The sequence below is a fragment of the Leucobacter insecticola genome (assembly GCF_011382965.1).
GTDB classification, from domain to species: domain Bacteria; phylum Actinomycetota; class Actinomycetes; order Actinomycetales; family Microbacteriaceae; genus Leucobacter; species Leucobacter insecticola.
In genome coordinates this window covers 1,835,616-1,848,640 of sequence record NZ_CP049934.1, presented here as the reverse complement: position 1 = coordinate 1,848,640, position 13,025 = coordinate 1,835,616, and the positions used below count along the sequence as shown (strand labels likewise).

The 13,025-nt window shown below is 63.6% G+C and carries 11 protein-coding genes, 1 tRNA gene and 3 pseudogenes; 6 read left to right on the top strand and 9 right to left on the bottom strand.

The genetic code is table 11. The annotated features are described in order from the left end of the window. Positions 1 to 4: 4 nt before the first annotated feature. From G7067_RS08505 to G7067_RS14915, 4 genes are all read right to left on the bottom strand, one after another. Positions 5 to 1,306 (bottom strand): M20/M25/M40 family metallo-hydrolase, encoded by a 1,302-nt coding sequence (locus G7067_RS08505; protein WP_166323487.1) that lies wholly within the window; start codon positions 1,304 to 1,306, stop codon positions 5 to 7. Between the two features lie 62 nt (positions 1,307 to 1,368). After that, complete coding sequence (locus G7067_RS08500) at positions 1,369 to 2,325, bottom strand: asparaginase (RefSeq protein ID WP_166323485.1); 957 nt, start codon at positions 2,323 to 2,325, stop codon at positions 1,369 to 1,371. 15 nt (positions 2,326 to 2,340) lie between these two features. Further along, on the bottom strand, positions 2,341 to 2,769 hold the full coding sequence (locus tag G7067_RS14920) for a FadR/GntR family transcriptional regulator (protein ID WP_341872815.1): 429 nt from the start codon (positions 2,767 to 2,769) through the stop codon (positions 2,341 to 2,343). Then, on the bottom strand, positions 2,700 to 3,092 hold the full coding sequence (locus G7067_RS14915) for a FadR/GntR family transcriptional regulator (protein WP_341872814.1): 393 nt from the start codon (positions 3,090 to 3,092) through the stop codon (positions 2,700 to 2,702). The genes G7067_RS14920 and G7067_RS14915 overlap by 70 nt, the downstream gene beginning before the upstream one ends. Positions 3,093 to 3,310: 218 nt before the next feature. Here G7067_RS14915 and G7067_RS15240 point away from each other — a divergent pair. From G7067_RS15240 to G7067_RS08475, 4 genes and pseudogenes are all read left to right on the top strand, one after another. Beyond that, a pseudogene (locus G7067_RS15240) lies at positions 3,311 to 4,644 on the top strand (MFS transporter). A gap of 79 nt (positions 4,645 to 4,723) precedes the next feature. Further along, entirely contained in the window at positions 4,724 to 5,665 is a 942-nt protein-coding gene (locus G7067_RS08485) for a metal ABC transporter substrate-binding protein (RefSeq protein ID WP_166325987.1), read from the top strand. After that, positions 5,662 to 6,404 (top strand): annotated as a pseudogene (locus G7067_RS08480) (metal ABC transporter ATP-binding protein). Before G7067_RS08485 ends, G7067_RS08480 begins: the two are co-directional and overlap by 4 nt. Next, positions 6,401 to 7,282: a metal ABC transporter permease gene (locus G7067_RS08475; RefSeq protein WP_166323483.1), complete on the top strand. Its 882-nt coding sequence runs from the start codon at positions 6,401 to 6,403 to the stop codon at positions 7,280 to 7,282. The pseudogene G7067_RS08480 and the gene G7067_RS08475 overlap by 4 nt, the downstream one beginning before the upstream one ends. Positions 7,283 to 7,406: 124 nt before the next feature. Here the strand turns inward: G7067_RS08475 and G7067_RS08470 are convergent, their stop codons facing one another. The 4 genes and pseudogenes from G7067_RS08470 to G7067_RS08455 all read right to left on the bottom strand — a co-directional run bounded on the left by G7067_RS08470 (position 7,407) and on the right by G7067_RS08455 (position 10,796). Then, positions 7,407 to 8,126, bottom strand: a complete 720-nt coding sequence (locus G7067_RS08470; RefSeq protein ID WP_166323481.1) for a nucleotidyl transferase AbiEii/AbiGii toxin family protein — start codon at positions 8,124 to 8,126, stop codon at positions 7,407 to 7,409. Next, positions 8,110 to 8,688 carry a type IV toxin-antitoxin system AbiEi family antitoxin domain-containing protein gene (locus tag G7067_RS08465; RefSeq protein WP_166323479.1) on the bottom strand — a complete coding sequence of 193 codons (579 nt, stop codon included), beginning with the start codon at positions 8,686 to 8,688 and terminating at the stop codon, positions 8,110 to 8,112. The genes G7067_RS08470 and G7067_RS08465 overlap by 17 nt, the downstream gene beginning before the upstream one ends. 116 nt (positions 8,689 to 8,804) lie before the next feature. Beyond that, positions 8,805 to 8,889: transfer RNA gene (locus tag G7067_RS08460), tRNA-Leu, on the bottom strand. 99 nt (positions 8,890 to 8,988) lie between these two features. Continuing rightward, a pseudogene (locus G7067_RS08455) lies at positions 8,989 to 10,796 on the bottom strand (DEAD/DEAH box helicase). 68 nt (positions 10,797 to 10,864) lie between these two features. Here G7067_RS08455 and G7067_RS08450 point away from each other — a divergent pair. Continuing rightward, positions 10,865 to 11,686, top strand: a complete 822-nt coding sequence (locus G7067_RS08450) for an SGNH/GDSL hydrolase family protein (protein WP_166323477.1) — start codon at positions 10,865 to 10,867, stop codon at positions 11,684 to 11,686. 35 nt (positions 11,687 to 11,721) lie between these two features. Then, entirely contained in the window at positions 11,722 to 12,063 is a 342-nt protein-coding gene (locus G7067_RS08445) for a spore germination protein GerW family protein (RefSeq protein ID WP_166323475.1), read from the top strand. A 6-nt stretch (positions 12,064 to 12,069) separates the two neighbouring features. Here the strand turns inward: G7067_RS08445 and gluQRS are convergent, their stop codons facing one another. Beyond that, positions 12,070 to 13,020: a tRNA glutamyl-Q(34) synthetase GluQRS gene (gene gluQRS / locus G7067_RS08440; RefSeq protein WP_166323473.1), complete on the bottom strand. Its 951-nt coding sequence runs from the start codon at positions 13,018 to 13,020 to the stop codon at positions 12,070 to 12,072. Positions 13,021 to 13,025 lie beyond the last annotated feature (5 nt).

Here is a 13,025-nt window from a genome sequence, read left to right as displayed (position 1 = left end):
TGGGCTAGTAAGTGCGCAGCAGATCGACAAGCACACGGTGCCCGAAATCGATCGCGTCTAGCGGCACGCGTTCGTCGACGCCGTGGAACATGCCCGGGAAGTCGAGGTCGGCGGGGAGGCGCAGTGGCGCGAACCCATAGCCGGTGATGCCCAGCTTCGAGAGCGCTTTATTGTCGGTGCCGCCAGACAGCAAATACGGCAGCACTCGCGCCTCCGGGTCTTCCTTCAGCAGGCTCGCCGTCATCGCGTCGACGAGTTCTCCACCGAAGGGCACCTCCAGACCCGTGTCGGAGTGCACCACCTCGATCTCGATGTCGTCACCAACAATGCGCTGCACCTGCTCGAGAATCGTGCCTTGTTCCACCGGGATCGCCCGCACATCGATCAGAGCCTCTGCGGTGTCGGGAATCACGTTGTGCTTGTATCCCGCCGTCAGCACGGTGGGGTTCGTGGTGTTGCGCAGGCTCGCGTGAATGAAGCCGCCGCCCTTGCCGAGCCGCAGCACGAGATCCTCAGCACCGGCCTCGGTGGGTTCCTCCCCCAGAATCGCCGCAAGCTCGGTGATCAGTTCGCGTGTCGTGTCGCAAAGATTCAGCGGCCACTCGTGACGACCAAGCGCAACAACGGCCTCAGCGAGCCGGGTAACCGCATTGTCGGGCCAGTAGCGTGAACCGTGGGCCGCGGTGCCGCGGGCGCGCAGCTTGATCCAGTCGAGAGATTTTTCGCCGGTCTGGATCAGGTAGGCCCGGGTGCCTTCGACGTCAATCGAGTAACCGCCGACCTCGCTGATCGCGGTTGCTGCGCCCGCGAAGACCTCGGGATGGTTCTTCACCATGTAGTGAGATCCAAAGATGCTCCCGGCCTCCTCGTCGGCGAAGAAGGCGAGGATCACCGTGCGCTTCGGACGTTCCCCCGCGCGCATGAGTTCCGCCGCGGCCGTCATGATCATGGCGTCCATGTCTTTCATGTCGACGGCGCCGCGGCCCCACAGCATGCCGTCCTTGATGACACCCGCGAAAGGGTCGACTGACCAGTTTGCGGGATCCGCTGGAACGACGTCGAGGTGGCCGTGCAGCACGAGCGCGGGGAGATCGGGATCCGTGCCCTCCATCCTGGCGATCACGTTGGCGCGCCCCGGGGCCGACTCGTAGATTCGCGGTTCGAGCCCGAGCTCCGTGAGGTAGGCGGCGACGTAGTCGGCCGCGGGGCGTTCCGGCTCGGCGTCTCCGCCACCGCGATTGGTGGTGTCAAAGCGAATCAGATCGCGCGCGATGCGCACCGTCTCGGAGAGGCCCTGCTCATTCATTGTCAGTTCTGCTTTCGTCGGGATCACACTCGGTACTGCATTCCAGGTTAGCGCTCGCCCAATCAACGCAGCGTGCGAAGCACACCCCTGGGCGCGCCTCCGCCGAGAATCTGCTGCAGTGGCACGTCGGCGAGCTCAGCCTCCGCAACGCCCAGCTCGCGCAGGATCGCGAGCGTGATCGGCATGCGCGCGCGATCCCCGCCGTCAGAGATCTTGATCGCAACGCCGACGCCGCTGCGCAGCGCGACCAGCTGAAAGCCTTCCGCCCCGTCCTTCGCGATCAGCGAGGGTACAGACCGCATCAGCGCCGTGACGTCACGCTGTTCGCCGGCAAGCATGTCGGGGTGAGCCTGGATCGCCGAGAACACGGAACCCTCGGCCGATGCCGGATCCGCTGCGCCCAGGCGAGCGGCGGCGTGCGCGAGACCTGTCAAGGAGAAAGCGAAGAGGGGCGTCCCGCAGCCGTCAACGGTGTCTGCAGCAGACTCCTCGCCGGTGAATTCCTCGACCGTCTGCTTGACCAGTCGCTGCAGGGGATGCTCCGGCGACAGATAATCGTCACGTGACCAGTCGTTGACGACGCAGGTGGCAAGCATCGCGGCGTGTTTGCCCGAGCAGTTCTGTGTGATCTGCGTGGGTTCGCCGCCGCCGCGAAGCCACGCCTCTCGTTCCTTCGCACCGTAGGGCAGGTCGAGGGCGTTCCGCAGTGCGGTTTCGTCAAGTCCGTGCATGCTCAGGATCTCTCGGGCGCCCTCAATATGCACCGGCGCGCCGGAGTGGCTCGCGGAGCTCAGTGCGAGGAGTCTCGGCGGCAACTGCAGGCCCGCACGCACCATAGCGGTCGATTGGAAGGGCTTGAGCGAAGACCTGGCGTAATAGGGAGCTTCGGGAGATCCCGCGGCTGAACGCAGCGTGCCGCCAGCGTCAACCACGGCGAAGGAGCCGTAGTGCACGCTCTCGGTCAGGTCCCCTCGTGTCGCTTCGACGAGCGGGACGTGCTGAAACTGAATGGCTTGCATGGATTCCTCGTGTGTTTAGTTCGCGGCGCCTTCGGCATCGCGAATGTCGGTGAGATGGGCTTGGGTGAGCGAGTTCACCGCGTCCGCAACGGCGTGAAGGTGCAGGCTCATTGCGTGAAGTGCAGCTTCAGCGTCACCCGCGGCAATGGCGTCGAAGATCTCCCGGTGTTCCCGGTCGGACTGCTCTTGCCGCTTCGCCGCGGTTGCGAGAAGCTGCGACTGCCGCTCGAGCGCCTCGCGGATCTCGGCGATGAAGCTCTCGAACACACCGTTCCTGCTGGCGCGAGCAATCGCGGAGTGAAACATGGCATCCTGTTCCACCCACGCCCGGGCGCCCCGCTGGGAGGTACCCGCGGTGATCTCCGCCATGCTGTTCAGGATCGCAGCAAGCTCCTCGAGGTCCGCGTCGCTGCGGCGACTCGCGGCGAGGGCCGCCGCCGGCATCTCGACGTGCGGGCGGGCCTCGTGCAGCTCGCGTGCACTGTAGTTACCGAGCGAGAGCCCTGGTTACCGTGCCTCGAAAGCACCACGGTGCCGCTGCCGACGCGAGTCTCGGTGAGCCCGAGCGCCGCGCAGCCCTGCAAAGCTTCCCGCACCACGGGGCGGCTGACCCCGAAGACCGCCGCGAGTTTCGCTTCCGAGGGAAGCTTGGAACCTTCTGGGTAGTCACCGCGAACGATCGCCTCACGAAGCTGCTGAAACACCGCATCGGCCGCGAGCACTTTAGGGGCTTGGGGCACGGTTTCGAGGATTTCTGGTGTCGCCATTGAGTTCTCCTATCGCTGCCACGGACAAGCATTCTGTATTACAAATTTCAATCCAACCGAAAACCCATGGCGGTCAAACATCAGGATACACCTATATGCAGTCAACGCCTCACGGTGATTGACATCAAGAATTTCTTCTGCAACCATATCACCTGTAATACAGCTTTTCGATAACGCACGGATCGTGCACGAGCCCGGGCAATCGCCCCGAGACAAGGATGACTCGCATGCCACAGCCCCCCACCACCGCTACCGCCGAAAGCGCCTCGACCCAGCGGACCCGACTCGACACCCGCACCCGCAAGTCGCTCTTCGGTGTTGGCGCGGGCAACGCGGTCGAGTGGTTTGACTGGACCATCTACGCGGCCTTCGCCTCGTTTATCTCAACGCAGCTCTTCTCCCAGGAAGACCCCACAAGCGCCTTCCTCGCAACCCTCGCCATCTTCGCGGTCGGCTTCGTTGCAAGACCGTTTGGCGGGCTCCTCTTTGGGCTCATGGGCGACAAGCTCGGTCGCAAGACCGCAATGACGACTGCGGTTGCACTCGGAGCTTTTGGCTCATTGTGCATCGCACTGATCCCGTCGTTCGATTCGATCGGCTGGATCGCCTCGGCGCTGCTCGTCGTTGCACGCATCCTTCAGGGGCTTGCGCACGGCGGTGAACTTCCCAGCGCACAGACATACCTCTCAGAGATTGCCCCCGCCCCAAGCGTGGCCTGTTTGCTTCCCTCATCTACTTCTCGGGCACCGCCGGGGTGGTGTTTGGCACGCTTATCGGCGCGATCCTGAGCGCAACTCTTTCCTCCGAGGAAATGAGTGCTTGGGGGTGGCGAGTCCCCTTCGCCGTTGGCGCACTCATGGGCCTCTATTCACTGATCATGCGCGCCCGCATGAAAGAGACCGATCACTTCACCGAGACGAAGCAGCTGAGCGTCACCGTGAAGCAGGATCCGATGGTGAAGCAGATCTGGCAGAATCGCGTGCGGGCACTTCAGGTCATCGGCCTGACGGTTGGACTGACCGTTCTGTACTACATCTGGTCGGTTTCCACTCCCGCCTACGCGATCAAGGTGTTGGGCATGGATGCTTCTGTCGCCCTCTGGGTCGGCGTGGCAGCCAATCTGTGCTTTATGGCGTTCTTCCCCCTGTGGGGAATGCTCTCGGACCGGATCGGACGTCGTCCCGTCATGCTGATCTCAAACATCGGCGGCGCCGTCATGCAGATCCCCCTCAGCATGATGGTGCAGGGCGAGTGGTGGCAACTGTTCCTCGCGATGTTCGGGATGCTGCTGTTCATTAGTGGTTCGGCGGCGATCGTGCCGGCAATCTATGCGGAGCTGTTCCCGACCTCGATCCGCACGGTGGGCGTTGCGATTCCGTACTCGATCGCGGTCGCCGTCTTTGGTGGAACGGCAGCCTACTTGCAGGCCGGTTTCCAGGAGTGGTTCGGCAACTCAGGCGGTATGGCGTTCTCCGTATACGCGATCCTGCTTCTGCTTGTCTCCGCGCTGACCGCCTACAAGATCCCGGAATCACGCGGAAAAGTACTCTAACGCTTGATTGTTCGTCATGCCGAACAATATAGTTAGGTATGACTTCATACTGGGTTCGAAGCAATGAACAGTCTCGCGGATCCCGCGGCACAATCGCCCGGCGGGTAGCTGCAACGCTTGCCGCCCTCGCGATGGGGTCGTTCTCACCGCCTGCAGTGGAGGAGAGAACGACCCCGGGGCCGAAGACACGAGGCCCGTCGTTCTCACCACGTTTACGGTGCTCGCGGATGTCGCGGAGAACGTTGCCGGCGAACACCTGCGAGTCGAGTCGATCACCAAAGTCGGCGCGGAGATCCACGGCTACGAACCCACCCCCGGCGACATTCGCAAGGCCGAGGGTGCGGAACTGATCCTGGACAACGGGCTGGGCCTTGAAGCTTGGTTCGCGAAGTTCGTCGAAGACCTCAACGTCCCCCACGTCGTCGTGAGCGAGGGGGTCAGGGCAATCGACATCACCGAGGACGAGTACGCCGGCAAGCCCAATCCGCACGCCTGGATGAGTCCGCTCAACGTGCAGATCTACGTCGACAATATGGTGCGGGCGTTCAGCGACCTCGATCCCGCACACGCGGACGACTTCGCCGCCAACGGCGCCGCGTACAAGGCCGAACTGCAGAAAGTGCAGGACGAGCTGGTGGCACAGCTCGCGCAATTGCCGCAGCAACAGCGCGCACTCGTGAGCTGCGAGGGCGCTTTCTCTTACCTCGCGCGGGATGCCGGCCTCACCGAAAAGTACATTTGGGCGGTGAACGCGGAACAACAGGCAACACCCAAGCAGATCGCCTCGGCGATCGAGTTCGTGCGCGCGAACGAGGTGCCAGCGGTGTTCTGCGAGTCAACGGTATCTGAGGCGCCGATGCGGCAGGTGGTCGAAGCGAGCGATGCCGAGTTCGGCGGGACCCTGTATGTCGACTCCCTGTCAGAAGCCGATGGCCCCGTACCCACCTACCTTGACCTCATCCGCTACGACAGCGAGATCATCGTGTCGGCGCTCACCGGGGCGAGGGGCAACGGGTCATGACCACCGCCGCGATTGAGGTCGACGACGTCACCGTGCACTACGGCGAAGTACTGGCGCTCGACCACGCGTCTCTGCGTGTCGCGCCGGGGCGCGTCTGCGGACTGATCGGCATGAACGGCTCCGGCAAGTCGACGCTGTTTGCCACCATCACGGGGCGCATCCGCCCAGACTCCGGGAGCGTGCGGATCAACGGCGCGAGCCCGGCACACGCTCGCAGGCTCGGGAGCATCGGGTACGTCCCGCAGAGCGAGGCCGTCGATTGGGCGTTCCCCGTTTCCGTTCGCGATGTGGTGATGATGGGGCGCTACGGCGGCATGGGGACCACCCGTCGCGCACGCCAGGCGGATCACGACGCTGTGGACCACGCGCTCGAACGCGTCGAGCTGACGGAGTTCGCGGGGAGGCAGATCGGCCAGCTCTCGGGCGGCCAGAAAAAGCGAGCGTTCGTCGCACGCGGCATCGCCCAGGGCGCGACGACGCTGCTCCTCGACGAACCATTCGCGGGGGTCGACAAGCGTTCGGAGGCCACCATGACGCGGCTCTTCCGGGAGCTCGCGAGCGACGGCGCGACGATCCTCGTCTCAACACACGACCTCAACGCGCTCCCCGCGCTCGCCGACGAGGCCGTGTTGCTGATGCGGCGGGTGCTCGTGCACGACACCCCGAAGAGGTGTTGCGCCCGGAGAATCTGGCGCGGGCGTTTGGGGTCGATGTGTGGGAAAGTGAGACAGGCAGATGACCGTGATCGACTTTTTCTTCGAGCCACTGAGCTACGACTTCATGGTGCGCGCGCTCGCCACCGCACTTGTTGCCTCGATCGTGTGCGCGGTGCTTTCGTGCTGGCTGGTGCTCGTGGGGTGGTCCCTCATGGGGGACGCCGTGTCACACGCGGTGCTCCCCGGCGTGGTGCTGGCCTACGTGGTGGGAGCACCGTTTGCGCTCGGGGCCGTGGTGTTCGGGTTTCTGGCGGTAGCGCTGATCGGAGCCGTGCGCGACACGAGCCGAGTCAAGGAAGACGCTGCGATCGGCATCGTCTTCACCTCGCTGTTCGCGCTCGGCCTGGTATTGATCTCGGTGATTCCCTCGCAAACCGACCTCAATCACATCATCTTCGGCAACCTGCTGGGTGTCTCGCGGGCCGACCTCGTGCAGGTGCTCATTTTGGGGGCCGTGGTGTTCGGGATCCTGATCCTGAAGCGGCGCGACTTCACCCTGTTTGCGTTCGACCCGACTCACGCGCACGCGATCGGGCTCAACCCGCGCGTGCTCGGCGCGCTGCTGCTCGGACTCCTCGCGCTCACCGCCGTGGTCGCTCTGCAAGCGGTGGGCGTGGTGCTGGTGGTGGCGATGCTGATCATCCCCGGGGCGACGGCGTACCTCTTGACCGACCGCTTCTCGCGCATGCTCGTCATTGCCCCGAGCGTTTCTGCGGTGTGCGCCGTGATCGGTCTGTACGTCAGCTACTATCTCGACACGGCCTCGGGCGGCATGATCGTCCTCACGCAGGGTGTCGCGTTTGGGTTGGTGTACTTCTTCAGCCCCCGGCACGGGCTGCTCGTCACGCGGATGCTGGCGCGACGCCGCCGCGCACAGGCAACCGTGGCGCAGGAATGCTAGTCCGTACCGGTCGATAGCCGCCCGCAACTCCTGCAACGCCTCGGCAGACAGCACCGCGTCCGGCTTGAATAGCGTGGGCGGGTTCACTGGTTTCGAGATATCTTTCCGATTGAAACCAAGAACATCAATGCCGTTGTACAGGTAGCCGCTGTCGAAGTCCACGGCGAAAGCCACGCCCGCATTGTTGGCGGCATCCGAGACACCAACCACGAATAGATTGACGGCTTCTGCCCGATGCACGCAGGTCGCAGGTCGCAGGTGACTCGTCTGCGATATCTGCCCATCTGAATAGCCGCTTGTCCGGGTGGGCGGGATAGCCTCTCAAGCGAAGTGTTCCGCCGAGCAGCAACGGGAGCACCGCCTCGGTTGGAGCTGGCCAGATTGGGTCGCCGAAATTCACGTCGACGTGCAGAGCGACCTTCGCTGTCGCGAGTTGCGCGGTGATCTTGACGCGGACACCGTTGTAGTCGGCGTCATCCTGGATTGGCTCTCCCACCGCAGAGCCCGAATCAAACTCCAATCCGTCATCGAGGTGCACTTCGATGATGCTGCGCACCCTTTCTTCCACGTCAGTGATGTCGTTGGTGAATCCAGTAGCAGCGAAGTCGATGTCGCGGGTCGGTCGGCGTGCAGCGAATGCCGCCATGAGCACACCGCCTTTGAGTACGAACTCTCCGGCATACTCAGAGACGGCCAACCGGGCGAGAAAACCTTCGAGCGCATACAACGTGAAGTATTCAGCGGGGTCGCGTCCGTCGCGGCGGGCGAGGTTGCGCAGATCGTTGTATGCCTGCCCAGAGGAGTGTCTCGTGTCGGAGTTGGCGGGGTCATAGAAGCACCTCAAGCGCCTGGCGGATCCGCGGCTGCGCCTTCGGGAATGATGAAGCAATCTTCAACAGGCCTGCCGGTGAGTTCCCGCGACGGCGCAACCACCGTCGGAGTGCTTCGTAGGCGACGTCGCTGCCTTCCTGATGCATGAGCCGGAAACAATCCACGATCGTTCTCTCAGCCGAGTAGATGGCAAGCCTCAACCCATTTCCGGCATCGACGTGGTCGCGTCCGATGTGAAAGGTTGTCGGGTCGAAGCTGTGCCATGCCACGTGAGCGAGGCCAACGGGATGATGAGTGCCGCGCGGTAGGGCGATGTCGGACTCGAACGGGATGGCGTCGCTGAGGTCGTGGTGCACGAGTGCGCTCGTCAGACACAATGTCGCCTCATCACGCAGAGCCGTTGCTGCAGCGAGCGAAACGAAAGCAGGCTCGATCTGGTCAGGACGCAGATACACACCACGGCCTACTCGCTCGATCTCCCCGTTCGCGAGAAGGTCGTAAACCTGATCTTTCCGCAGGCCTGCGGTACGAGCGGCGCCGAGCGTGAACACGGGTTCGAGGTCCGCTACCATCATCCACTTCCCAACTCTCTACACATGAAGCTTATCTGTAATGAATTAGGAAGACAACGATACGACCCGATTGAATGTGAAAAGGCAGGATCCCGAGGGACCCTGCCTTTTCACTCGCGTGCGCGGAGGGGGACTTGAACCCCCACGCCCTAATACGGGCACTAGCACCTCAAGCTAGCGCGTCTGCCATTCCGCCACCCGCGCGCAAGTTGCTCGGTCAAACTATCGGCCGAACAGAGAATAACTTAGCACGGATAGCCACGCGGATCGAATCTACGCAGGAGTTCGCGCGCGTCGCGAACGTTACGGCCGCAATCGCCGACGCAGCAGCTCGATCCGCTTCTGCAATTGCGTGACTGAGGCCTGGGCAACGGCCGGCCCGCCACACACCCGACGCAGCTCCGTGTGAATGTCTTTATGCGGCTCCCCCGAGACTTTCGCGTACATACCGACAAGACTCGAGAGCAACTTGCGCTGCTCCCGAGCGTTCGGTGCAGCGCCTCGGGAGCTTCCGCACGCTCGGGCGGGTGTTCAAGCAGCCCCTGCCGACTAGCGCTGCGCCTAGCCTGCCTCGCCTGCCGCTGCTCAAGGAGGGCGTGCACCTCGCGAGGCTCAAGCAATCCCGGGAACCCCAAGAAGTCGAGCTCTTCCTCGCTCTCAACCTCCGCGTAGCCGCCAAACTCTGCACCATCGAACACGGCACGGTCAAAGTGCGCGTCGGAGGCGAGCGCCTGATACTTGAAATCGTCCTCAAGCAGCTCCGAGGAGGCGCGATCCTCACGCTCAGCCTCGGCCATGAGCGCTGCTTCCGCATCCCACATCTCCTCGGCGCTCCCCGGCCCCTCAAGCACGTGGTTGCGTTCCTTTTCAAGCTCGGCGGCAAGCTGCATGAGCGCGGGAACATTGGGGATGAACACCGACGCAACCTCACCGCGGCGGCGCGAACGCACAAAACGACCGATCGCCTGCGCAAAAAACAGCGGCGTCGACGAGCTGGTCGCGTATACCCCGACAGCGAGACGCGGCACGTCGACCCCCTCAGACACCATCCGAACGGCGACCATCCACCGCGAGTCACCGTGCGAGAACGCATCGATCCGCTCGCTCGCCCCCGAATCATCGGAGAGGATCAGCGCAACCTCTTCACCGGTCATTTGCTGCAGCAGCTGCGCGTAAGCCTTCGCCGAGGCATGATCGGTCGCGATCACAAGTCCCCCGGCATCGGGAATGTGCTGCCGCACCTCACTCAGACGCCGATTGGCGGCGTGCAACACCTTTGAGATCCAGTCACCAGCAGGATCAAGCGCCGTGCGCCAGGCCTGAGAGGTGATGTCTTTTGTATTGCCCTCGCCGAGGCGGGCTTCCATCTCTTCGCCCGCCGAGGTCTGCCATCGCATCTTGCCGGCGTAGACCATGAAGATAACGGGGCGCACGATCCCGTCCGCGAGAGCGCGGCCGTAACCGTAGTCATAGTCCGTGAGTGAAATTGTGGTGCCGTCGCCCTGCGGCGCATATCTCACAAACGGGATCTGGGCATCGTCGGATCGAAACGGCGTCCCGGTGAGCGAGAGTCGCCGCTTCGCTGTGCCGTAGGCCTCCCGGATCGCGTCCCCCCAGCTCAACGCGTCCCCGCCGTGGTGTACCTCGTCGAGAATCACGAGCGTGTCGGCGTGCTCGGTAAGGAGCCTGTGCTGGACCGGTTTCATCGCCACCTGCGCATATGTCACCGCCACGCCGTGATAGTGCCTGCCGTAGCCGAGCCCGTCGCTGTTGGAGTAGCTCGGATTCAGGCGAATCCCGGCACGCGCCGCCGCATCGGCCCACTGGGTCTTCAGGTGTTCCGTGGGCGCGACGACAATGATCTGCTGAACGGTGTGCTGCGCGCGGAGGATCGAGGCGAGACGCAGCGCAAACGTGGTCTTTCCGGCGCCGGGGGTGGCCGAAGCAAGAAAGTCTTGGGGGCCTGTTTCGAGGTACCGACGAATCGCTTCCTCCTGCCACGCACGCAGGCTTCCCGCGGTGCCGTGGGCGGCGCGCTCGGGGTAGGCGGGCGGGAGCTGTTCGGCGGCACTCGTCCCCGGAAGGTGGAGTGCTGGATCCGAATCTGTCACAAGGATCTAGACTACCTGTCAGAGCCGCATTTGTTTTTGTGAGATGCTCAGCCGATTCAGCAGGGAGTATGCAGGTGACCGAAGATCAGACAAGTTTTCCAGCGAAGGTCGAGATCCCCTGGTCACGATTTGTCGCAATTGGTGACTCCTTTACGGAGGGTGTCGGGGATCCCGATCCGGACAGCCCCAACGGATTGCGCGGATGGGCGGATCGTTTTGCCGAGGTGCTGAGCGAATACGATGAAGATTTTTCTTATGCAAACCTTGCCGTGCGTGGGAAGCTGATTCAGCAAATCTCCGAAGAACAAGTTGATGCGGCTTTGGATCTGCGACCCGATCTCTTGAGCCTGTGCGCAGGCGGCAACGATGTGATCCGCCCCGGCACCGATCCAGACGAGGTCGCCGCCAAGCTTGACCGTGTTGTTGAACGCCTCACCGCCAGCGGGGCCACGATCCTCCTTTTCACTGGGGTGGACGTGGCCTTCCAGCCCGTGTTTCGATCGATCCGCGGCAAGGTCGCGATCTTCAATGAAAACGTGCGCAAGGTCGCCCAAAAGTACGACTGCGTGATCGTTGATCAGTGGGCGATCGAGGAGCTTCAGGACAGCCGCTACTGGGCCGGGGATCGTCTGCACCTCAATACACTCGGTCACCACACGATCACACGGGCGGCTCTTGACGCGCTCAATGTTCCTCATGATTTGCGACCGCTTGACCCGCCACCACTTCCTGAACGTGCCTGGCGGCAGGCACGCAAAGATGACGTTGTGTGGGCCCGCGAACATCTCTTGCCTTGGGTGATTCGCCGGATCAAGCGGGTTTCTTCCGGCGACAACATCGAGCCCAAGCGGCCGCAACCTGCCCCGGCACGAACAGCCAAACACGGGTGATTCCGTCTTTCGCCGCCCGGGGTAGAGTTACTGATATGGCTAACCTCACGAAGCAGCTCGCAGTTACTCTCACCAAGGTCGGGGTTCACTCGGCGTACGGTGCCCCCGTGGAGGTGGACGGCACAACGATTATGCCTGTCGCCTGCACCGGCTACGGTTTTGGTGCCGGCGAAGCCACCGGCGAGCAGGCCGACGCTGGCGGTCAGGGTGAGGGCGGCGGAGGCGGCGGCCTGGCGATCCCGGTGGGCGCATACGTCACTCGGGAAGGCGTCACCCGCTTTGAACCCAACGTGCTTGCGTTGCTCGTGGTCGGGACCCCGTTCGTGTGCGTCGCCGGACGCGCTCTGGCGCGGGTCGTGCGCGCGCTGAAGCGCTAAAGTCATCTACTCGCGCGGGTGCCAGATCCACGGTTCGCGCGGCAACTTCGCCGGATCGAAGCGTGCAAGCAGCGTGTCCATACTCGGCCGCTCCCCCTCAAACGCGAGCCCGAGGGACGCCGCAAGCTCGCCCCGTACCTCTGTGTCACTGACGCCGTGATCCCGCAGTTGCGCAAGCGTCACCGCACCATCGCGCTTCGCGAGCCGCGCACTATCCGGGCCGAGCACCAGAGGAACGTGGGCATACTCGGGAGTAGGCAGCCCGAGCAGTTGCTGTAGCAGGATCTGCCTGGGTGTTGAGGGTGCCAAGTCATCGCCTCGCACCACCTGATCGATGCCCATCTCGGCATCGTCCACCACGACAGCGAGGTTGTACGCGACGGTATTGTCGCCGCGGCGCAGCACGAAGTCATCGATGTCGCCGCGGCCGGTGCCGAGCATCAGATCTGGGAACTCGGTCAGCACTTCATCGCCAAGGGGCGCGCGAAGCCTGAGCGCCGGGAGCCTCGGAGCAATCGCTGCCCGCGCCACCGCACGCTCTCCCTCCGAGCGGTTCCTGCAGGTCCCGGGGTACGCACCCGGGGGCGCATGGGGCGCTGTCGGCGCGGCAAGGATGTCCCGGCGAGTGCAGGTGCATTCATACACGAGCCCCCGCGCGCTCAGTCGTTCGATCGCGGCGGTATAGAGTTTCCCGCGGTCCGTTTGAAACACGACCTCGCCGTCCCACTCGATCCCGAGCCCGCGAAGGTCTGCGAGCTGGCGATTCGCCCCGCCACTGTCGCGTGCGCGATCCAGATCCTCGACGCGCATCAAGAATCGTCGACCGCTGGCTCGCGCAAACAGCCAGGCGAGCAGCGCCGTCCGCAGATTTCCAAGGTGCAGATCACCCGAGGGGCTCGGAGCGTAGCGCCCGGCTCCGGGGGTTTGGGCGCCGGGAGATACGGTCGCGGCGGGCATGCATC